The sequence below is a fragment of the Streptomyces sp. IMTB 2501 genome (assembly GCF_001953885.1).
Lineage (GTDB): Bacteria > Actinomycetota > Actinomycetes > Streptomycetales > Streptomycetaceae > Streptomyces.
Map to the genome: position 1 here is coordinate 1 of NZ_MQUS01000014.1, position 21589 is coordinate 21589.

At 72.3% G+C, this 21589-nt stretch carries 21 protein-coding genes; 4 read left to right on the plus strand and 17 right to left on the minus strand.

Translation table 11 applies throughout. The annotated features are described in order from the left end of the window. Positions 1-107 precede the first annotated feature (107 nt). Both AV521_RS23655 and AV521_RS23660 read right to left on the minus strand, forming a co-directional pair. Positions 108-764, minus strand: a complete 657-nt coding sequence (locus AV521_RS23655) for a response regulator transcription factor (RefSeq protein ID WP_023545949.1) — start codon at positions 762-764, stop codon at positions 108-110. A 282-nt stretch (positions 765-1046) separates the two neighbouring features. Next, positions 1047-1724 (minus strand): DUF3000 domain-containing protein, encoded by a 678-nt coding sequence (locus AV521_RS23660; protein ID WP_076090567.1) that lies wholly within the window; start codon positions 1722-1724, stop codon positions 1047-1049. 190 nt (positions 1725-1914) lie between these two features. On the opposite strand from AV521_RS23660, the gene hemE reads away from it, so the two are divergent. Continuing rightward, positions 1915-2982, plus strand: coding sequence for a uroporphyrinogen decarboxylase (gene hemE, locus AV521_RS23665; protein ID WP_076090569.1), 1068 nt, complete (start codon positions 1915-1917; stop codon positions 2980-2982). A 9-nt stretch (positions 2983-2991) separates the two neighbouring features. On the opposite strand, the gene AV521_RS23670 is transcribed toward hemE, so the two are convergent. Further along, a complete protein-coding gene (locus AV521_RS23670) occupies positions 2992-3816 on the minus strand; it encodes a rhomboid family intramembrane serine protease (RefSeq protein WP_076090571.1) in 825 nt (274 codons plus the stop codon). Positions 3817-3907: 91 nt separating this feature from the next. Here AV521_RS23670 and AV521_RS23675 point away from each other — a divergent pair, with 91 nt between their 5' ends. After that, complete coding sequence (locus tag AV521_RS23675; protein WP_076090573.1) at positions 3908-4177, plus strand: hypothetical protein; 270 nt, start codon at positions 3908-3910, stop codon at positions 4175-4177. On the opposite strand, the gene AV521_RS23680 is transcribed toward AV521_RS23675, so the two are convergent. Next, positions 4161-5576: an FAD-dependent oxidoreductase gene (locus AV521_RS23680; protein WP_076090575.1), complete on the minus strand. Its 1416-nt coding sequence runs from the start codon at positions 5574-5576 to the stop codon at positions 4161-4163. The two genes, AV521_RS23675 and AV521_RS23680, sit on opposite strands and share 17 nt — an antisense overlap. Positions 5577-5603: 27 nt before the next feature. Further along, positions 5604-6569, minus strand: a complete 966-nt coding sequence (locus AV521_RS23685; RefSeq protein ID WP_076090577.1) for a DUF4349 domain-containing protein — start codon at positions 6567-6569, stop codon at positions 5604-5606. A gap of 181 nt (positions 6570-6750) precedes the next feature. Here AV521_RS23685 and hemG point away from each other — a divergent pair, with 181 nt between their 5' ends. After that, complete coding sequence (gene hemG / locus AV521_RS23690; protein ID WP_076090579.1) at positions 6751-8205, plus strand: protoporphyrinogen oxidase; 1455 nt, start codon at positions 6751-6753, stop codon at positions 8203-8205. 5 nt (positions 8206-8210) lie between these two features. Next, positions 8211-8942: a hydrogen peroxide-dependent heme synthase gene (gene hemQ / locus AV521_RS23695; protein ID WP_076090581.1), complete on the plus strand. Its 732-nt coding sequence runs from the start codon at positions 8211-8213 to the stop codon at positions 8940-8942. A 25-nt stretch (positions 8943-8967) separates the two neighbouring features. On the opposite strand, the gene AV521_RS23700 is transcribed toward hemQ, so the two are convergent. The 12 genes from AV521_RS23700 to AV521_RS23755 form a co-directional block, all read right to left on the minus strand. Beyond that, positions 8968-10626, minus strand: a complete 1659-nt coding sequence (locus AV521_RS23700) for an alpha/beta hydrolase (protein ID WP_076090583.1) — start codon at positions 10624-10626, stop codon at positions 8968-8970. A gap of 172 nt (positions 10627-10798) precedes the next feature. Then, positions 10799-11578 carry a TIGR04222 domain-containing membrane protein gene (locus AV521_RS23705; RefSeq protein ID WP_076090585.1) on the minus strand — a complete coding sequence of 260 codons (780 nt, stop codon included), beginning with the start codon at positions 11576-11578 and terminating at the stop codon, positions 10799-10801. A gap of 120 nt (positions 11579-11698) precedes the next feature. Continuing rightward, positions 11699-12472 (minus strand): DUF4142 domain-containing protein, encoded by a 774-nt coding sequence (locus AV521_RS23710; RefSeq protein WP_076090587.1) that lies wholly within the window; start codon positions 12470-12472, stop codon positions 11699-11701. A gap of 317 nt (positions 12473-12789) precedes the next feature. Further along, positions 12790-14115: a DUF692 domain-containing protein gene (locus AV521_RS23715; protein WP_076090589.1), complete on the minus strand. Its 1326-nt coding sequence runs from the start codon at positions 14113-14115 to the stop codon at positions 12790-12792. Positions 14116-14223: 108 nt separating this feature from the next. Then, positions 14224-14829, minus strand: a complete 606-nt coding sequence (locus AV521_RS23720) for a TIGR03086 family metal-binding protein (RefSeq protein WP_076090591.1) — start codon at positions 14827-14829, stop codon at positions 14224-14226. Positions 14830-14905: 76 nt separating this feature from the next. Beyond that, entirely contained in the window at positions 14906-15544 is a 639-nt protein-coding gene (locus AV521_RS23725; protein ID WP_076090592.1) for a TetR/AcrR family transcriptional regulator, read from the minus strand. A gap of 9 nt (positions 15545-15553) precedes the next feature. Next, complete coding sequence (locus AV521_RS23730; RefSeq protein ID WP_256725661.1) at positions 15554-16270, minus strand: aminoacyl-tRNA hydrolase; 717 nt, start codon at positions 16268-16270, stop codon at positions 15554-15556. A 423-nt stretch (positions 16271-16693) separates the two neighbouring features. Continuing rightward, positions 16694-17548: a polysaccharide deacetylase family protein gene (locus AV521_RS23735; RefSeq protein ID WP_076090594.1), complete on the minus strand. Its 855-nt coding sequence runs from the start codon at positions 17546-17548 to the stop codon at positions 16694-16696. A gap of 337 nt (positions 17549-17885) precedes the next feature. Further along, complete coding sequence (locus tag AV521_RS23740) at positions 17886-18167, minus strand: hypothetical protein (RefSeq protein ID WP_076090595.1); 282 nt, start codon at positions 18165-18167, stop codon at positions 17886-17888. A gap of 115 nt (positions 18168-18282) precedes the next feature. After that, positions 18283-18831, minus strand: coding sequence for a YbhB/YbcL family Raf kinase inhibitor-like protein (locus tag AV521_RS23745; RefSeq protein ID WP_256725662.1), 549 nt, complete (start codon positions 18829-18831; stop codon positions 18283-18285). Between the two features lie 328 nt (positions 18832-19159). Next, complete coding sequence (locus tag AV521_RS23750; protein WP_076090596.1) at positions 19160-19963, minus strand: slipin family protein; 804 nt, start codon at positions 19961-19963, stop codon at positions 19160-19162. Positions 19964-20101: 138 nt separating this feature from the next. Further along, positions 20102-21589, minus strand: a complete 1488-nt coding sequence (locus AV521_RS23755) for a SulP family inorganic anion transporter (protein WP_076090812.1) — start codon at positions 21587-21589, stop codon at positions 20102-20104.

Here is a 21589-nt window from a genome sequence, read left to right on the forward strand (position 1 = left end):
CGCCCGTCGACGGAACGTTCCGTCGACGGGCGCCGGAGGGTCGTAAACCAGTCAGGTCGGTGAAAGCTGCGGTTCACACGAGTGAGCCGGGCGCCGCTCCGGACGGCTCAGTGGATGATTCCGGTGCGCAGGGCCACGGCCACCATGCCGGCCCGGTCGCCCGTGCCCAGCTTGCGGGCGATACGGGCGAGGTGGCTCTTGACGGTCAGGGCGGACAGGCCCATCGAGACGCCGATCGCCTTGTTCGACTGGCCCTCCGCGACCAGCCGGAGCACCTCGACCTCGCGTCCGGACAGCTCGCGGTAGCCGCCCGGGTGGCTCGGGGCACCCGGGGGGCGGCGGTGCATCCGGGCGGCGCCGAGGGGGGCGGCACCGGGCCGGGTGGGCAGGCCGATGTTGGTACGGGTGCCGGTGACGACGTAGCCCTTGACCCCGCCGGCCAGGGCGTTGCGCACCGCGCCGATGTCGTCGGCGGCGGACAGCGCCAGCCCGTTGGGCCAGCCCGCGGCGCGGGTCTCGGACAGCAGGGTCAGGCCGGAGCCGTCGGGCAGGTGGACGTCGGCGACGCAGATGTCGCGCGGGTTGCCGATGCGGGGACGAGCCTCCGCGATGGACGAGGCCTCGATGACATCGCGCACGCCGAGCGCCCACAGATGGCGGGTGACGGTGGAGCGGACACGCGGGTCGGCCACGACCACCATGGCGGTCGGCTTGTTCGGGCGGTAGGCGACCAGGCTTGCGGGCTGCTCGAGGAGAACGGACACCAGGCCTCCTGGGTGGGGGGACGGGGCCGGCTTGTGGGGAGGAAGCCGGGACGAACCGTGCTTTCAAGGTCACAGTCGTCTTCGGCAGCAAACTCGTCCGCCTTTAGAGAATGATCACGATCTAGTGAGTAACAATCTGCGCAATTCGGACACGCGATCGATCATCCGAAGATCGAGTCGCTTCGAGCGGGTGCGATTCGGGGGCGGAAAGTGGCCGTATCGACAAAGAGATGGTCAATAAGGCGCCCATGCGGATGACCCCGCCCGGACCCCGCGGTCGGCTCACCGCGACTGCGGGCCCCTGCGCTGCGGAAGTGTCACCACCGAGGCGTCCCCCGGACCGGCCGGCGGCAGCCCCGCCACCTGGGCCAGCAGATCGCACCAGGAGGCCAGATGGGACCCCGTGTCCGGCACCCCGCCAAGGCCCTCGCGGGGCGTCCAGGACGCCCGGATCTCGATCTGCGAGGCCGCCGGCCGCTCGGACAGCCCGCCGAAGTAGTGCGAACTCGCGCGCGTGATCGTGCCGCTCGGCTCGCCGTAGCCCAGCCCGCGCGCCTGCAGCGCCCCGGTCAGCCACGACCAGCACACCTCGGGCAGCAGCGGATCGGCCGCCATCTCCGGCTCCAGCTCCGCGCGCACCAGCGTCACCAGCCTGAACGTTCCGCGCCAGGCGTCGTGACCCGCCGGGTCGTGCAGCAGCACCAGCCGGCCGTCGGCCAGCTCCTGATCGCCGTCGACCACCACGGCCTCCAGCGCGTACGCGTACGGGGCGAGACGCTGCGGGGCGGGAGTGGACTCCACCTCGACCTGCGGCCGCAGCCGGCAGCTGCGCAGGGCGTCGACCGCGGCCACGAAAGCCGGCGGCCCCGGAGTGCTGGAGCGCCCGTCCCCCTCCTCGGTGTCCTTCACGTCGTCCAATCCGTCAGCACTGTCCGACATTCGTCCGTGACCCGCAGCCATGCGGGGAAGAGTAAAGGGAACCGTGGCTCCGTGCAGGGCAAGACACCCTTACGACATGCGCGGCTGAGGTCAGCCGCATGCCGCCTCAGCTGCGGACAGCCGCGTGCCGCCGCCGCGGGCGAGCGACCCTCCCCGGCGGCAAGCCCCACACCGGGTAAGCCCGGTCCGGACGGCATGCGAAACTTGCCCCGTGACCGCCAACGACAGCCCGAGGGGCATGCAGCCGACAGCGACGTACGACAGCGCCTTCCTCAAGGCGTGCAGGCGCGAACCCGTGCCGCACACCCCCGTGTGGTTCATGCGTCAGGCCGGCCGCTCCCTGCCCGAGTACCGCAAGGTGCGCGAGGGCATCCCCATGCTGGAGTCCTGCATGCGGCCCGAGCTGGTCACCGAGATCACCCTGCAGCCGGTGCGCCGGCACGACGTGGACGCGGCGATCTACTTCAGCGACATCGTCGTCCCGCTGAAGGCCATCGGCCTCGGCCTCGACATCAAGCCCGGCGTCGGCCCGGTCGTCGAGGAGCCCATCCGTACCCGCGCCGACCTGGCCCGGCTGCGCGACCTCACGCCCGAGGACGTCCCCTACGTCACCGAGGCGATCGGTCTGCTCACGAAGGAGCTGGGGTCGACCCCGCTGATCGGTTTCGCCGGCGCGCCTTTCACCCTCGCGAGCTACCTGGTCGAGGGCGGTCCCTCTCGCACGTACGAGCACGCCAAGGCGATGATGTACGGCGACCCCGAGCTGTGGGCCGACCTGCTGGACCGCCTGGCCGACATCACGGCCGCCTTCCTGAAGGTGCAGATCGAGGCCGGCGCGAGCGCGGTCCAGGTCTTCGACTCCTGGGTCGGCGCCCTCGCCCCGGCGGACTACCGGCGCTCGGTCATGCCCGCCTCCGCGAAGGTCTTCGAGGCCGTCGCCGGCTACGGCGTCCCGCGCATCCACTTCGGTGTCGGCACCGGTGAGCTGCTGAAGCTGATGGGCGAGGCCGGCGCGGATGTCGTCGGCGTCGACTGGCGCGTCCCGCTGGACGAGGCCCAGCGCCGCGTCGGCCCCGGCAAGGCGCTGCAGGGCAACCTCGACCCGACGGTCCTGTTCACCGACAAGAACACTGTCGAGGCCAAGGCCCAGGAGGTGCTGGACGCGGCCGCAGGGCTGGAGGGCCACGTCTTCAACCTCGGCCACGGCGTCATGCCGAACACCGACCCGGACGCGCTGACCCGCCTCGTGGAGTACGTCCACACCGCGACCGCCCGCTGACGCACCGGCTCACCATGTGTAGCGGGGCCGCGCCCGCCTGCCGAACAGCAGGCCGCGCGGCTCCGGCGGGGGCGGGGTGCCGGGCTTGAGCGGCCAGGCGAGCAGCATGCCCGCGACGAAGCCGACGACATGCGCCGCATACGCGACCGTGCCGGCGCCGGAGACTCCGTGCCCGGACGAGTACACCGCCTGCAGCACGAACCAGAAGCCCAGCACCAGCCAGGCGGGGAGCCTGAGCGGCAGGAAGATCAGGAACGGCACGAGGACCCAGACCCGCGCCCTCGGCCACAGCACGATGTAGGCGCCGAGGACCCCGGCGATCGCGCCCGACGCGCCGATCAGCGGGTCGCCCGACGTGGCGTTGAGCAGCGCGAAGCCGTAGCCGGCCGCGTAACCGCAGACGACGTAGAAGAGGAAGTAACGGATGTGGCCCATCCGGTCCTCGACGTTGTTGCCGAAGATCAGCAGGAACAGCATGTTGCCGAGCAGATGCAGCCAGCTGCCGTGCAGGAACATCGCCGTGAAGACCGACAGCGGCGGCGACTTGGCGTAGGACGGCGGGGCCACGACGCAGCCGGGCCCGTGCGGGCCCACACCGATGTCTCCCGTCGGGACCACCCGGGGCATCTGATGGTGGATCAGCTCTCTGGGAACCGCCGCGTAGTGATCCATGAAGGCCTGCAGATGGCACAGTTGCGCCAGATCGCTGCCGCCGGCCACCGAGCCCGCTATCCCGGGCATGCCGACGAACACGAGGACATTGGCCGCGATCAGCGCGTACGTCACCCAGGGGGTGCGGCGCACCGGGTTCACGTCATGGACGGGGATGACCACACAGAAGTAGTGCCCGGGATGGGGCGGGCGAACCGGTGAACACAGCGGGGTGGGCGCGCGTATGTGTGGACAACCTACGTGAGGACAGGCGATGAGCGAACGAACCACTCCTCCGATGCATGCTCTGCCCGACGGCGAGGCGGAGATCTCGCTGGTCGTACGGCTCCCCTGGGAGGATGTCGCACGGCTCGGCCAGGAAGCCGGGCGGCTGGCCGGACAGATGCAGCGGCCCGTGACCCTGGACGAGGCCGTGAGCTACCGGCTGAGGTCCACGCGGCCGACCGCCACTCATGCGAAACCGGCGGGAGAACAGCCGCAGGCAGCGGTGTCCGCCCTGCCACGCATCAGCGGTACGGCCTAGGGCCCGAGGAAGCGCGTACCTCGGCCGTCGCCTTTCTCGCTGCCACCAGCACCGGGTCCCACACCGGGGAGAACGGCGGGGCGTAGCCCAGGTCCAGGGCTGTCATCTGTTCCACCGTCATCCGCGCGGTCAGCGCCACCGCGGCGATGTCGACCCGTTTCGCCGCGCCCTCCCTGCCGACGATCTGGACGCCGAGCAGACGGCCGGTGCGGTGTTCGGCGAGCATCTTGACCGTCATCGGGGAGGCGCCGGGGTAGTAGCCGGCGCGGCTGGTGGACTCGATGGTGACGGTCTCGTAGCGCAGGCCCGCCCGGCCCGCGTCCTTCTCGCGCAGGCCGGTACGGGCGATCTCCAGGTCGCAGACCTTGCTGACCGCCGTGCCGACCACGCCCGGGAAGGTGGCGTAACCGCCGCCGGCGTTGCTGCCGATGACCTGGCCGTGCTTGTTGGCATGGGTGCCGAGGGGGACGTACTGGTCCTGGCCGGAGACCAGGTTCAGCACCTCCACGCAGTCGCCGCCCGCCCAGATGTTCTCGTGGCCGCGCACCCGCATCGCGAGGTCGGTGAGCAGGCCGTCGTGCGCGCCGAGGGGCAGGCCCGCGGTCCGGGCGAGCGCGGTCTCGGGGCGGACGCCGATGCCGAGGACCACCACGTCCGCGGGGTACTCGGCGTCCTCCGTGGCGACCGCGCGGGCCCGGCCGTCGTCTCCCGTGAGGATCTTGGTGACCTCGGCGTCGTTCACCATGGTGATGCCGAGGCCCTCCATGGCCCGGTGCACCAGGCGGCCCATGTCCGGGTCGAGCGTCGACATGGGCTCCTTGCCACGGTTGACGACCGTCACCTCGAAGCCGCGGTTGATCAGCGCTTCCGCCATCTCCACGCCGATGTAACCGGCGCCCACGACCACCGCCCTGCGGCCACGCGTGCGTGCCAGCGTCTCCAGCAGGGCCTGGCCGTCGTCCAGGGTCTGCACGCCGTGCACGCCGGGGGCGTCCGCGCCGGGCAGGTCCGGACGGACCGGGCGCGCGCCGGTCGCGATGACGAGCTTGTCGTACGACGTCCAGGACTCGGCGCCGGAATCGAGGTCACGCGCGCGTACCCTCTGTCCCCGGACGTCGATCTCCGTGACCTCGGTGCGCAGCCGCAGATCGATCCCCCGCGCGCGGTGCTCCTCAGGGGTGCGGGCGATCAGTTCGTCCCGTTCGGGGACGTCGCCGCCCACCCAGTAGGGGATGCCGCACGCCGAGAAGGACGTGAAGTGGCCGCGTTCGAAGGCCACGATCTCCAGTTCGCCGGGCCCCTTCAGCCGGCGCGCCTGCGACGCCGCGGACATGCCCGCGGCGTCGCCGCCGATCACGACCAGCCGTTCCGTCCCGCCCTGCCCACCGCTCATGCTCATGGGAACACGCTACGGGGCCGGGGCATTTCAGTCCCGGCCCTGCTCGGGCGCGTCCGGCTGGGGTACCGGGCGTGCCGAAGGCAGCGGACCCAGTGCGGTCATCGGCGGCGCGGGCTCCCGGCGGCGCGGCAGCCGGGGGCGTACGACCCGCAGCCACAACGGCGCCAGCAGGGCCGCGGAGGCCACGAACGGCAGGGCGGCACCGAGCGCGAGGGCGATCCAGCGCAGCACGGTGACAAACACGTGCCAGCCACCCGCCAGCGCGTCCACGATGCCGGGGGAGTCGTCACCGGCCGCCTTGCGCACCGGTGTCTCGGACAGCGAGAGAGCGATCGTGGCGAGGCTCGTGCGGTCCTTCAGGGAGGCCTGCTGCGCCAGCAGCGACTCCAGATCGGCCTGGCGGCTGCTCAACTCGCCCTCCAGCGTGACGACATCGCTCAGCTGTGCCGCCCGGTCCATCAGCGCGCGGATCCGGTCCACGCTCGCCCGCTGCGACCTGACCCGGCTGTCCACGTCCACGACCTGATCGGTGACGTCCTCGGCCCTGGCCGTGCGGTCGATCAGCCTGCCTGTCCCCTGGAGGCCGGCGAGGACGGCGTCGTACCGCGCATCGGGCACCCGAAGGACGACCTGAGTGCGCTCGTGGCCGCCGGCGTCCCGGGTCGTGTCCTCCTTGCCGATGTAACCGCCCGCGCCCTCGGCGGCGGTACGAGCCTCCTGCAGAGCCTTGGCGACGTCCTTGACCTCGACGGTGAGGGAGGCGGTGCGGATGATCGCGTTCTGGGGGAGCCGCGGTGACTTGGGAGCCGGCTTGGCACTGTCGGCCTTGCCGGGTCCGGCGGCCACCTCGGCGCCGTGCGCCGCGGACTTCGCCGAGCCGCCACCCGAGTCGTCCGAGCTGCTGCACCCGGTGAGCGCGAGGGCAGCGGCGAGCAGAATCGCGGCCAGGGACCGGACGGGACGTGCTGGTCGTGCGGAACGTGGTGTGCGCATGGGCGGTACCCCCGAGGGCCGAGAACCGATGACGCCGCTACGACGGCCGGGCGCGCCGGAACGTTGGCGCCGGTTGGTCCCGAAGAGGTCACGGTCGGGACTCGGCAGGGACACCGGGCCGCGGACGCCGAGGCCGTCAGGCCCTGTCGGGAGTGTCAGTGGGGTCTGAGAGAGTGGGGGCATGAGCGCAACGGGTACGCGTAGAGGGCATGTCGTCGTGATCGGAGCCGGTGTCGCCGGGCTGGCCGCCGCCCACCGGCTGCTCGGACGCGGCGCGCGCGTGACCGTGCTGGAGGGTGCGGAGCGGGTCGGCGGCAAGCTGCTGCCCGGTGAGATCGCGGGCGTGCGGGTCGACCTGGGCGCCGAGTCGATGCTTGCCCGCCGCCCCGAGGCGGTGACCCTCGCGCGTGAGGTGGGCCTCGCCGAGCGGCTGCAGCCGCCGGCCACCGCGACCGCCTCGATCTGGACCCGCGGCGCCCTGCGCCCCATGCCCAAGGGCCATGTGATGGGCGTGCCCGGCACCGCCGCCGCGCTCTCCGGCGTGCTGTCCGCGGAGGGCCTCGCCCGCATCGAGCGCGACGCCGACCTGCCTCGCACGGAGATCGGCGACGACGTGGCCGTGGGGGAGTTCGTGGCCGCCCGGCTCGGCCGCGAGGTCGTCGACCGCCTGGTCGAGCCCCTGCTCGGCGGGGTCTACGCGGGCGACGCGTACCGCATCTCGATGCGCTCGGCCGTCCCGCAGCTCTTCCAGGCCGCCCGCACGCACACGTCCCTCACCGAGGGAGTCCGCGAGATCCAGGCCAAGGCGGCGGCGCACCAGCAGACCGGCCCTGTGTTCATGGGCATCGAGGGCGGCGTGGGCACCCTGCCGCTCGCGATCGCCGACTCCGTCCGCGCGCGCGGCGGCGAGATCCACACCGGGACGCCGGTCACCGGACTACGCGCCGAGGCCCCCGGCGGCTGGCGCATCACCGCCGGGGAGCGCGTGCTGCACGCCGACGCCGTGATCGTCGCCGTACCCGCGCCGGCCGCCGCGCGGCTGCTGCGCGCCGAGTCCCCGGAGGCCGCCGCCGAGCTGGCCGCCGTCGAGTACGCGTCGATGGCGCTGGTCACCCTCGCCTACCGCCGCTCCGGCCTGGACCTCCCCGAGGGCAGCGGTTTCCTGGTCCCGCCGGTCGACGGCCGCACCATCAAGGCATCCACGTTCGCCTCCCACAAGTGGGGCTGGATCGCCGAGGAGGACCCGGACGTGGTCGTACTGCGCACCTCCGTGGGCAGGCACGGCGAGACGGAGATCCTCCAGCGCGACGACGCCGCCCTGGTCGAGGTCTCCCGGCACGACCTGCGGGAAGCCACCGGTCTGGACGCCGTACCCCTCAAGACCAGGGTCACCCGCTGGACCGACGGCCTGCCCCAGTACCCGGTCGGGCATCACGCGCGCGTGGCCCGCATCCGCGAACAGGTCGCCAAGCTGCCGGGGCTCGCGGTCTGCGGCGCGCAGTACGACGGCGTCGGCATCCCGGCGTGCATCGCGAGCGCGTACGCGGCGGTGGACCAGCTGGACGGCGACCTGAGCGGAGTCCGGGAGCTGACGGCCAACCCGGTGCAGAGTCTCCACGGCGGAGCGGGAGAATAGGGACCATGAGTGACGACGCCCCCATCACCGAGTCTGGCAAGATCCCGAACAAGGGCAAGCTGGCCAAGGACCTCAACGAGGTCATCCGCTACACCCTGTGGTCGGTCTTCAGGCTGAAGGACGTGCTGCCGGAGGACCGCGCGGGTTACGCCGACGAGGTCCAGGAGCTGTTCGACCAGCTCGCCGCCAAGGACGTGACGATCCGCGGCACCTACGACGTCTCCGGTCTGCGCGCCGACGCCGACCTGATGATCTGGTGGCACGCCGAGACCAGCGACCAGCTCCAGGAGGCGTACAACCTCTTCCGCCGCACCAAGCTGGGCCGCGCCCTGGAGCCGGTCTGGTCGAACATGGCGCTGCACCGCCCCGCCGAGTTCAACCGCTCGCACATCCCGGCGTTCCTCGCCGACGAGACGCCCCGCAACTACGTCAGCGTCTACCCCTTCGTGCGCTCCTACGACTGGTACCTGCTGCCGGACGAGGACCGCCGCCGCATGCTCGCCGACCACGGCAAGATGGCCCGCGGCTACCCGGACGTGCGCGCCAACACGGTCGCCTCGTTCTCCCTCGGCGACTACGAGTGGATCCTGGCCTTCGAGGCCGACGAGCTGTACCGCATCGTCGACCTCATGCGTCACCTCCGCGCCTCCGAGGCCCGCAGGCACGTCCGCGAGGAGATCCCGTTCTACACGGGCCGCCGCAAGACCGTCGCGGACCTGGTGGCGGGCCTGGCCTGACAGCGCCCTGAGGGGCGGGGAGCGCCTACTGCCGGCCGGTCCTACCTCGCCGGGAGCCTCCCCGGGGCTTCTTTCCGGCCGAACCGCCGGAGGCAACCGGTTCCTCGCGCGGCGCGCACGACGCGGGCTGCGCGGGGACACGGCCCTCCAGCAGATAGCTGTCGAGGTAGCCGTTGACGCACTTGTTGGGGCCGGCCCCGATGCCGTGCGTCCCCGCGTCCCGCTCGGTCACCAGCACCGAGCCGGCCAGCCGCCGGTTCATCTCCAGCGACCCCGCGTACGGCGCCGCCGCGTCCCGCTCGGCCGCCAGGATCATCACCGGCGGCAGCTCGCCCTGCCCGGTCCGCACGTCCAGCGGCTGCTGGCGGGGCGCCGGCCAGTAGGCGCACGGCAGGTTCATCCACGCGTTGTCCCAGGTCTCGAAGGGCGCCACCCGGGCGAGCCGGGTGTTGTCCCGGTCCCACACCTTCCAGTCCGTCGGCCAGGGCGCGTCGTTGCACTCCACGGCCGTGTAGACGGCGTTGGTGTTCTCCGTGTCCGCGGCCGCGTCCGGGCTCGGCGCGGCCATCTGCACCAGCGGCTTCGGGTCGCCGTGCAGATACGCGGACAGGGCCTGGGCCCGGCCCGGCCAGTAGCTGTCGGAGTACCCGGCCTTCAGGAGCGCGCTCTGCAGCTGGCCGGGTCCGACCTTCCCGCCGGCCGCCCTGCCGGCCAGTCGCTTTTGCGCGGTGTCGTAGCTGCGCTGCACCTTCGCGGCCGTGTTGCCGAGCCGGTAGACGTCGTCGTGCCGGGCGATCCAGCCCCGGAAGTCCGCCCAGCGCCCCTCGAACGCGGCCGACTGGTCGAGGTTGTTGCGGTACCAGATCTTCTGCGGGTCCGGGTTCACCGCCGAGTCCAGCACCATGCGCCGTACGTGCGTGGGGAACATCGTCGCGTACAGCGCGCCGAAGTAGGTGCCGTACGACGCTCCGAAGAACGTCAGCCGGTCCTCGCCCAGCGCGGCCCGCAGGACGTCCAGGTCCCGGGCGTTGTTCAGCGAGTTGTAGAAGGGCAGTTTCTTCCCGGCGTGCAGGGCGCAGCCGCGGGCGTACGCCTTGGCCTGGGCAATGCGTTGCCGCTTGAACGACTCCGACGGGCGGCTCGGCGACGCGGTGGGCGCCGCGACGAAGCGCTTCGGGGCCTCGCAGGACAGCGGGGCCGAACGGCCCACTCCGCGCGGGGAGTAGCCGATCAGGTCGTAGGCGGCGGCGATCTGCTTCCACTCCGGGATCGCGCCGACCAGCGGGAACAGCATGCTGGACGCGCCGGGGCCGCCCGGGTTGTAGAAGAGGGCGCCCTGCCGGGGGACCTTCCGCTTGCTGTTGCGCGGGTCCTTCTGGGTCGCCGGGGTCCGGCTGACGGTCAGTTTGATCTGCGTGCCGTTCGGGTGGGCGTAGTCGAGCGGGACGGTCACCGTGCCGCACCGCACATTGCTCGCGCCCTTCGGTTCGTCGGCGGTGGAACACGCGCCGAAGTCGACGCCGGCCGCCTGGGCGCGGGCCACGGCCACCTCGGTGCCGCGCAGTTCGGCTGTGCCGGCGCCGCCGGGCGCCCCGCCGACGACGGGCGTGCCGCCCGCCGGGGCCGCGGCCAGGGTGGTCAGGAGCAGGGTCCCGGCGGCCGAGTAGAGGGCGGCAGCTCTCATCGCGTGTCCCTTCGATGCGGCGGCGATGGCATGGCTGCCACGCCCGGCGATCAACAAAAGGGATATTTGGTTGCGCCCGTCGGTGAAGGCAAGCACCGTCCGGCCGGTGTCGGCGTCAATGCCCCCTATGCGCCCCCGAAGCCGCCCCTCACTCCCGCCGGAACGGGTCGCGTCACTCCCGCCAGGGCTGGTCGCGGTGGGTGAAGGCGGCGCGCAGTTGCGGCTCGCCGATCGCACGGATTCCGCGTACGGCCACCGAGGTGAGGAACGACCGCTCGTCGCCGGCCGGCCTGCGCACGAGCGCCCCCAGAAGTCGCTGCCCGGCCGGAGAGGCCCAGCGAGAGTACGGGTGCACCTCGAACCGGGCGATGACCAGACAGCTCAGGGACAGCGTGAGGGGCAGGGCGAACCACAGGCCGACCAGCAGCCGGGGCGTCCCGGTCTGGATGGGCAGCAGCAGCGCGGTCACGCCGAGGACCGCCACGGCCACCGCGGCGGCGCGCACCTGACGGACGGCGGCCCCCACGGTCGTACCGACGCCCTCGGGGACGGCGAGACCGGCGTGCACCAGCCCGTCGGCGAGCCGTCGCACCGCCTCGGCGCCCGCCGCCCGTGCTCGCACGGGTGCGATCCGCGACTGCCCTTCCGGGCCTATGGCCCCTATGACGGACTGCTCGATCTCGTCGCGCGCCCGTGGGTCCACCACCGTGGCCCAGCCGGTGTGCGCCAGCAGCAGGCGCCGCTGGCGCGCCATGGAGATGAGGGTCACATCGGCGACCCGGGCGGGTCCGCCGGAGAGAAACGCCGCCTCGTACAGCGTCAGGTCGTGCCCCGGGACCGCCGGCGCGGCACCCGCGTCCAGGGTGGCCGCGCGGACGGCCGTCAGGCACAGCCGGGTGCACGCCGTACCGGCGAAAGCCCAGGCCGGGAGCAGTAGGAGGACCCAGAACATGACAAGTTTCTATGCCAGAGGCCTGGGTGAACGCCATGCCCTGTTCACCATCCGGACACAGTGTTAGCGGTCTGTGACGTTCCGTTTCACACCCAGGTCAGGTCAGGCGGGGGTGGTGTGTCAGGGGTTGCTCGTCTGCGGCGGCGGGCTGGTGGTGGCCGGCGGCATGGAGTACGACTCGCCCTGCGCGGGCGTGACGGGAACGGCGGCGCTCGGGGCGACCGCCGGCGGGGTCGGCACCGGGGTGGGGGAGGCGGCCAGATCCTTCGCGAGCGCGGCGAAGTCGACGTACCCGGTCGCCTCCATGACCTTGATGTGGTCCAGGACGGTCGCGTTGGCGTCGTCGGCGAGATCACGGACCAGGGAGTTCTGGGTGTCGGCCCGGACCTGCGCGACCAGCGTGAACACCCGGGCGTGCGCGAGCCGCAGGATGCCGGCGAACCGGCGGTCGAAGTCCTCGCCCTGCACCGCGCCCAGGGTCGCGAGCCACTGGTTCTGCTGCGTGTTCGGCTCGTTCGGCAGCGGTACGCCGAGCTGGGTGGCGACGGTGCGGACATGGGCGTCCAGCGAGGTGTGTCCGTCGACCAGGTGCTGGCCCGCCGTCCGTACGGCCGCCGTGGTCCCCTTGCGCTCCGCCAGCTCGCCGGCGGGCAGCTCCCAGAGGTCCGCCAGCCGGACCTTGGTGATGAAGTCCTGGTCCTGCGTGGACAGGGGGCCGTAGGGAGTGGTCACGGTCTGGGTGCTCAGCACGGTGGCGCCGGCCGCCGGGCTCTGGCGGTCGGTGTACGACCAGAGCGGGTAGAGCAACGCCGTCGCGGTTGCCGCGAGGGCCGCGATGACGAGGCCTGTGCCGCTGAATATGCCTCGGCCCTTGATCGGGGGTCGGGGTCGCATGGCGCCTCCTGTAGCGCACCGCACGCGAGTGTGCCTGGGGGGTGGGTGCGGGCGGCATATTACTGCGGGTTCCGTGCGGGCTTTGACCGAGTGCGTAGGGTTTGCGGTGGGTCACGGTGCGTGGGCGCCTCCGGGCCGGTCGCGGTACGCATCGGCACCGTTGGACTACGGTGCGTCGGCGTGTGCGGGTGCGTTGCGGCTGGTCGCACCCGCGCGGCGGAGCCGCATGTTCAACGCGACCCCGCGCCCCTCGGGCAGCTGCGGTGCCGTCGGCCTCGTTGTTGCCGCCGGCGCCGGTGAGCGCCCGAGCGCCCCTCTCAGCCCCGGTGTCCCAGCAACACCCTCCGGGCCGCCCGAGCCATCCGTTTGCGCGGCCTCGGGGCGGACCCCGCGCGGTCCAGCCACCACTCCCGGAGGTCATGCCGGGACCCCGGGTCCTCCGGTCGGCCGGTCCTCAGCAGGTGCGCGGCGAAGGCCAGCGCGTCCTGCCGGTAGCCCCCGCCCATCGGCCGCTCCCGCGCGTACGCCAGGAACGCCGCCCGGTACCCCGCACCGAGGATCACGGGCAGCTCCGGCGCCACCTTCGCCACCACGTCCGCCCGCTTCGTCGCGAGTGCCCGTGCCTGCACCCCCATCCGCACCCGGTCGAACCCCTCCGGCACCGGTGTCCCGGCCACCAGCGAGGACAGCACCGCGGCCTGGGCGACACCGACCCGCTCCCGCGCACCGACCGTCGGCCGGGTGAGTACGGCGACACCCCCGCCCGCCGGCCCGTCGCCGGCGGCTGCGCCCGTACCGCCACCGGCCGCGGCTCCCTCCCGGCCGGCCGTCACCGCCTCCCGGATCAGGGTCAACTCCCGCTCCAGCTCGGCTGGTTCGGGGAAGTTCTCGTCCCGTTCCAGCAGGACACCAGGCGGGGCAGTACGGGAGGCGAGGCCGGTCAGGATGTCGAGCACCGGGCGCGGCACGGGGTGCGCATGGCTGTCGTGCCAGACGCCGTCACGCTCGAAGCCGCCCGCGACATGGACGTAGGCGAGTGCCTCCAGCGGCAGCTCGGCCAGCGCCTGCCCCGGGTCCTCGCCCCGGTTGACGTGGTTGGTGTGCAGGTTGGCCACGTCGATCAGCAGTCGTACGCCGGTGCGCTCGACCAGCTCGGCCAGGAACTGCCCCTCGGTCAGCTCCTCGCCCGGCCAGGAGAACAGCGCGGCGATGTTCTCCAGAGCGAGCGGCACCGGAAGGGCGTCCTGTGCGATGCGCACGTTCTCGCACAGCACGTCCAGGGCGTCCCTGGTGCGCGGTACCGGCAGCAGATGCCCGGCCTCAAGCTGCGGCGAGGCGGTGAGCGGGCCGCCCGCGCGGACGAACGCGATGTGCTCGGTGACCAGGGGGGAGCCCAGGGCCTCCGCTCGCTCCGCCAGCGCGGTCAGGCGACCCGCATCTGGGCGGTCGGCGTCGCCCAGGCCCAGGGAGACGCCGTGCGGGACCACCGTCACCCCGCGCTCGCGCAGCCGTAGCAGCGACTCCGGAAGGTGGCCGGGACAGACGTTCTCCGCCACGACCTCCACCCAGTCGATGCCCGGCATGCGCTCCACGGCGTCCGCGATCTCCGGCCGCCAGCCGATCCCCGTGCCCAGTCGACGCATGGCTCCCCCTCCTTCGAACGACGAGTCCCTCCCGCGAATGACGGACGTATGGCCCCGAGGGCCGGACCCGAATCACCTCCGGGCCGTGTTCAGAGCAACATTTGAGCTTCAGCCCCGTGCCGGCCACCGCTCCGGGTCACGGCCCAGCAGGCGCAGCGCCGCCGCCAGCGGGCCGGAGTCCTCGGGCACCTCCAGCGCCGGGTCGAAGGAGAAACCCGGGCCGCGCCGGTCGGGACCGGCCGGCACCGCACGGGCCACGGCCAGCGCGGAGACGAGGACGTGCTCGGGGAATTCCACTGTGGTGCCCAGGGTGGCGGCGACGTCCCAGGCGTGCACCACGTAGTCGACGAAGTGGAAGCTGACCGCTCGGCCGCCCGGAACGCTGCCCGGACTCGGCAGCGCGAACTCCCGTTCCGTCACGTCCGGTTCCGCGAAGGCCGAGAGGACCGTGGCGGCGGCCGACCGGTGTGCCCCGGCGGGCTCGCTCATCTCCTCGTCCTCCCGCCAGTGCTCCGGTTCCCGCCCCGCTCCGTGCGCCGCCGCGGCGAACCCCAAGTGCTGCGCGGTCATGTGCGCGACGAGCCGGCGCAGGGTCCAGCCCGCGCAGGGCGTGTCCCGCGTCCAGTCCGCCGCCGTGGCCAGGTCCACCACGCGCACGGCCTCCTGTACGGCGATCCGATCGAGTTCCACGAAGTCCACTCCGGTCACAGTCATGACCCGAGCCTAAAACAAAGCGAACGATCGTGCTTATTTTTTGGAGAACCGGCTCTGCTTCCACGAGGGAACCAGGTCAGGGGACTTGGGGGAGCGGGACCCCGTCCACGGCAGCGGCGCGCAGTCGTTCCGCGATGCCCACACGGGCCCTGCGGTACGCGGTCTCCTCGTCGTGCAGGACCGACAGGGCGTTCGCCGTCTCCAGCAGTGCCACCAGTTCGAAGGCGAGTTGCGGGACATCCGCGTCGGCGCGCAGCTCACCCGCCGTACGCGCCTCGTGGATCGTGCGCTCGACATGGGCCGACCAGTCGCGCTGCGCGCGGACCACGGCGTCGTGCACGGGGCCGGACCGCGCGTCGAACTCGGCCATGGCGCCGTAGAAGAAGCAGCCGCCGGGGAAGACCCGGCCGCGCGAGTACTCCAGCCACAGCTCGCACAGCCGCCACACCCGGCCGAGGCCGGCAGGGGTCTCGGCGGCGGGCCGCAGCACCCGCTCGGTGTAGACCCGGGCCGCCTCCCGAATGGTGGCCAGCTGCAGTTCCTGCTTGGAGCCGAACAGCGCGAACACTCCGCTCTTGCTCAGCTCCAGCTCGGCGGCGAGCCGGCCGACGGTGAGCGCCTCCAGACCCTCGACCGAGGCGATGTCCACCGTGCGGCGCAGCACCAGCCGGCGGGTGCGGTTGCCCCGCTCTACCCGTCCGTCGACCCGCGTCATCGGTCTCTCCTAGCGCAGCGCGGGGTGGTCGGCGACGACCGTGCAGGAGCCCGGCGCGATCTCCGTGAAGCCGGCGTCCCGTACCACCGGCAGCCCGCTGCCGGTCAGCCGGTTCCAGTCGGCGGGGTCGGCGCTGCGGACGTTCAGCGCGAAACCCGCGTCCCGCCAGGCGGTGCGCTCCGTGCCGGAAAGCGCCCACCAGGCCAGCTGGGCGCCGTGCCCGGCCTGGGCCATCGCCTTCCCGGCCGACATCTCCAGCTCAGGGTTCAGCCACATCACGGGCTGCACCGGGTCCGCGGCGACGGGCGGCTCCGGGTCGTCCAGCTCGGTGCCCGACACCTGCAGCTTGGCCAGGTCCTTGGGCCAGCCGTCGAGCGGGATCGGCGGGAAGACCCGCACCTGCGCGGACTTCCCGGTCACCGTGATCCCGGGCAGGGCCTCGGCCCGCCGCCACTCGGCGCCCCGGGCCCGCCGCACGACCTTCCGGATCCGCGCGTCCTCCCAGTTCCGCACGGCCTCGGCCCACTCACCGTCCCCGTGCGCCCGCTCGTCCCCGAGTAGCACGAGCACCGCCCGGGCGGCCGTCTCCAGCGCATCGGTACGCGCGGGCGGCGCACCCCGCTCGATCCGCACGACAAGGGGCAGCACGAACTGGGGTGCTTCGTCGCGCGTATTCCGCTCGGCCTGGAAGGGACTGTCTCCGGGGGACGGCAAACTCTGGCTCACAGCAGCCAACCCTAAGGGGCGTGGGGCGGTGTCTGATATGCGGCTGCCGCCGCGTGGGCGCGACGAGCGACCTGAGCCGCAGGACCGCACAACGCGCCGCGGGCACTGGCGGCAGCCGGAAGGCCGCCGTCGCCCAGGTGCTGCTCGGCGGACCGGAGCGGGCGGAGGCCGGGCGGACCGCCGCCAGGGATGCCGTGGTCTCCGTCGACCACGACCCGCGCCGGCCGGCCGGGGCGCCGTACGTGACGTGCACCGTGCTCGACGGCGGCCTCAAACCCCGTACGGACGACGGAAGTTCACCGGCCGCCGGTCACCCTGAGCAGGCGGTGCGGCGGGCCTCGTGCCACTCACGGGCCGCGTCCCGTCAGCGTTCGCGCAGTAGGTCCTGTCGTCCTCGTCGCTCATGTCCCCGGCGTAGGCCGCTCAGCGGTGTCCGCTGCTCACGCCGATCAGCTCGGAGACCTTCACGAACCGGTAGCCGCGTCGGCGCAGTTCCGGGACGATCGCGCGGACGGCCTGCTCGGTGGTCGGAGCGGCGCTGTGGGTGCAGTGCATGACCACCACCGAGCCGGGCTTCACCCCGTCCAGCACCTGCTGGGTGACGGCGTCGGCGTCCGTGGCGAACGCGTCGCCGCTCACCACGTCCCACTGCACCGCGGTCACCCCGAGCCCGCTCAGCGTGCGCAGCGCCCGCTTGTCGTAACAGCCCCCGGGGAAGCGGAAGTAGGGCAGCGCGTGCGGCACGCCCGCCTGGCGCAGGGAGGCGTACGCCCGCTGCACGTCCGTCCGCATGTTTCCGGCGCCGACCGTCGGCAGGCCGTAGCAGTCGCCGGTGAACGCGTAATGGCTGTAGGAGTGGTTGGCGACCTCGAACAGCGGGTCGTGGCCGAGGCTGCGGGCCTCGGTCGGGTACTCGTCGGCCCAGCGGCCGGTCATGAAGATCGTCGCCGGCACCTTCAGCGCCCGCAGGGCGCCGATGAGATCCGGGTTGTCGAAGTGCTCGCCGGCGGCGGCACGGGGTCCCTCGTCGGAGGTCATGTCGGCGTCGAAGGTCAGCGCGACGGTCTTGCCCTGGGTGCGCGGGCCGTGCTCGAAGACCGGGGTCAGGCCGCCGGGGCCGGGGGCCAGCACGGGCGGATGCGAGGCGGACGGGGAGGCGGAGACGGGGGACTTGGCCGGGGCCGGGCGGGCACCGCCCGCGGGGTCCGCGGTACCGCAGGCGGCGAGGGCCGCGCCCAGGGCACAGACGGTGGTGATGTGGCGTAGTCGTGGGGTCACAGTATGAAAGTAGGACTGAATGATCGGCTATACGTCGATATGTCCGGCGGGCCGCGTTACGGTCACCCGCACGGCGGTGGCCTCGCCGATTCCGCCGCTCCGGCGGCCGGGTGTCCGCCGGTGCTCACACGGAAGCGGCAGCGGAGCGCGCATCGCGACTCCGCTGCCGTCGACGGCGTGGCGACCTCACGCGCACCTACGGAACTCGCTCACGGACTCGTCCGCGCGCGCGTGAGGTCACCACGCATTCCCCTGCCGACGGTGCGGAGGTCGCCCGGCCCACCGGACGCCAGGCCGACCATCGTCTTCCGCCGTCAAGGGCATCTGAGAAGGCCGCTCAGTTGTCGCTGTTGTTGCAGCCCATGGTCGAGCCGATGTGGGTGCCCTGTGCACCGGGGTCGCCCTCGCCGTTGAGCGCGTTGCCCAGCAGGCCGTTGAGGATCCCGACCTCGCCGAGGACGTCGAGATTCAGGTCGTGGTCCTTGCACTGGGAGCTCTGCATGACGCCCTCCTCGTGCTCGTGCCCGCCCTCGCCGCCGGCGTGGGCGGTGCCGGCGGCTGCGAGTCCGACGGTGCTGAGAGCTGCGACCAGAACGGCGGCCCTGCGAAGTCTGTGCATGTCATCTCCATGGTGTGAGAGCGGAAGCGGTCTGCAACAGATCGACCTCTTACAGTCACGGAGATTAGTATTAAAATCGCCCAAAACGGACAGCGACGCGCCGAAATTTGTGGGACTATCTGCGCCCGTATCGGCCCGTCAGGGTGCCTGTGGCGAGGGTGTGGCCGGACAGCGCCCGCAACAGGTCGGCCGGCGAGGCTCCTGCCGCGAGCGACGGGCGGCGGTCGGTGGCGTACACCGTGAGGACGTAGTGGTGCGGGCGGTCTCCGCGCGGTGGACAGGGGCCGCCGTAGCCGGGCCGCTTGAAGTCGTTGCGGCCCTCGGTCGCCCCCTGCGGATGTTCTCCAGCGGCCAGTTGCCGCGTGTGCGGGTCGATGTCCCACGCCAGCCAGTGCGTGAACGTGCCGTGCGGGGCGTCGGGGTCCTGCAGAAGCAGGGCCAGCGAGGCCGTGTGCGGGGGTACGGCGGTGAGGGCCAGCGGGGGCGACACGTCCGCGCCGTCGCAGGTGTGGCGGCGCGGGATGGTGCCGCCGTCGCCGTACGCGGTGCTGGTGACGGTCAGCCGCCGCCCGGCGGTGGGGGAGGGTGTGACGCCCTGTTTGCCGCCACCGTCGTCCCCGCAGCCCGTTACGACGCTCATCGCGGCCGCTGCGGCCACGGCCATCACCCAACTCCTGCGCATACCAGGCACGCTAGGGCCTGTCCGGCGGATCCTGCTACAGACGCAGGGACCGGCACGCCCATCTGCCGCGTTGCCGTCGGTGGCCGAAGCCCCCAACGCCCCCGCTCACCTGCGCTGATGAGACGCCGTCGGTTTCCTGCGACCTGATCCGCCGGACGGGCCCCGGTGTCCCGGGTCAGAGATTCTTCGCTGGATCGGGCAGGGGGCGACCGGCGCCCGAATGCTCCGTCGACCCGAACCACCTGCGGGAGGCCACCCGTCGCCGGTCGACCACCGCCGGAGGAACCACCGAAAAGACTTCCGGCTCAGGTCACTGGCCCGAGGGGAGCTCTCCGTCACTGTTCGGCACGTGCTGCTGGTTGCCTCGCTCCAGGAAGTGCAGCAGTTCCACCGGGATCGGCAGGACCAGCGTGGAGTTCTTCTCGGCGGAGACCGCCATCACCGTCTGGAGCAGCCGCAGTTGCAGCGCGGCGGGGGTGTCGGCCATCTGCTGAGCGGCCTCGGCCAGCTTCTTGGATGCCTGGAGCTCGGCGTCCGCGTTGATGATCCGGGCCCGGCGCTCCCGGTCGGCCTCGGCCTGGCGGGCCATGGACCGCTTCATCGTGTCCGGCAGCGAGACGTCCTTGATCTCCACCCGGTCGACCTGGATGCCCCAGCCGACAGCCGGGCTGTCGATCATCAGCTCCAGCCCCTGGTTGAGCTTCTCGCGGTTGGAGAGCAGATCGTCCAGATCGCTCTTGCCGATGATCGACCTGAGCGACGTCTGAGCCATCTGCGACACCGCGAACTTGTAGTCCTCGACCTTCACCAGGGCGCTCTCCGCGTCGATCACCCTGAAGTAGACGACCGCGTCCACACGGACCGTGACGTTGTCGCGAGTGATGCCCTCCTGGGCCGGGATCGGCATCGTCACGATCTGCATGTTGACCTTCTGCAGCCGGTCCACGAAGGGGATGATCAGCGTGAAGCCCGGCGTCCGCGCATCACCGGTGACGCGCCCGAGCCGGAACAACACACCGCGTTCGTACTGTTTGACGACCCGCGCCGCCATCGCCAGATAGATCACACCGGCGGAACCCGCCGCCGCGATCGCGCCCAGCAGTTCCTGGAGCATGGTGACCTCCTCACGGAGAGGTCCGCTTTTGTCCGCTGCTGTAACCATAAGCCGGTTGGGCCGCTCTGCCGAGGGGTCCGGACAGACCGGGCCGGGATACCGAGGGGCGTCGGCATCCCAGCCCGGAGACAGCGGCCGTCAGACGGCCTGCGCAGCCGTCACCCGCACCGGTTCCGTCCCCGCCGCGCTGTGCCGTTCGGCCCAGTTCTCCAGGGCTGTACGGCAGGCGTGGTCGAGGTGGTGCAGGCCGGACAGGTCGAGGCGGACCGGGCGGTCCTCGGGGAGCGACTCCAGGCTGTCCAGGATCTTGGGCAGCCGCAGGAAGGTCGCGTTGCCCGCGATGCAGACGTCGACCGGGCCCGCGCCCTTGTCGATCACCTCCAGCTTGACGTGCGAGGCCTCCCAGGCCGTCTTGACCACGGCCAGGGCGAGACCGATCAGCACCCCCTCGAACATGCTGACCGCCACGATGGACAGGGCGGTGACGGAAAGGATCAGCGCCTCGCCCCGGTGCTCGCGCCACAGCCCGGCCAGCGCCCGCACCGGGACCAGCTTGGCGCCGGAGTGGATCAGGATGCCCGCGAGCGCCGGGATCGGTATGTAGGCCAGCACGTCCGGCAGCAGCGCCGCGAACAGCAGCAGCCACACCCCGTGCAGCACCCGCGAGGCCTTCGTACGGGCGCCCGCCTGGACGTTGGCGGCGCTGCGCACGATCACCGCGGTCATCGGCAGCGCGCCCAGCAGCCCGCACACCGTGTTGCCGGCGCCCTGGGCGAGCAGCTCCTTGTCGTACTCGGTACGCGGCCCGGTGTGCAGCCGGTCCACGGCGGCCGCGCTGAACAGCGACTCGGCGGAGGCGATCAGTGTGAAGGCGACGATCGTGCCGAGCAGCCCGACACCCGCCAGCTCGCCGAACGCGCTGAGCGGCGGTGGCTGTACGGCGCCCAGCAGGCCCTGCACCTCCACCGTGGCCACCGGCAGGTCCAGCGCGAACGCGGCCACCGTGGCCAGGCCGACCGCGGCCAGCGGCCCGGGCAGCGTACGCATCTTCGCCGGGACGTGCCGCCACAGCAGCAGCACCGCGATCGTGCCCGCGCAGACCGCGAGCGAGGCCACCGCCGTGCCGTCACCCAGGGCGTCCAGGAACGCCCCGGGCAGCCCGGCGATCTTGGCCGGTCCGGAGTCGGGAGCCTTGGTGGCCAGCGCCGGGTACAACTGCCCGGCGACGAGCACCAGTCCGATTCCGGCCAGCATGCCCTCGACGACGGAGACCGAGATGGCGCGGAAGTAGCGGCCCAGCCGCAGCAGGCCCATGCCCATCTGGAGGACTCCGGAGGCGAGCACGATCACGCCGAGCGCGGGCAGCCCGAACTCCTTGACCGCCTCGAAGACGAGGACGGTCAGGCCGGCCGCCGGACCCGACACCTGGAAGCTGCTGCCACGCATCAGCCCGGTGACGAGTCCGCCCACGATGCCGGTGATCAGGCCGAGTTCGGCCGGGACCCCGGAGGCGACGGCCACGCCCACGCACAGCGGCAGCGCGACCAGGAAGACGACGAGGGAGGCGGCGAAGTCCTGCCGCAGATACGGGAAGCGGGATATGAGGGTGGTGTCCTTGCTGGTCAT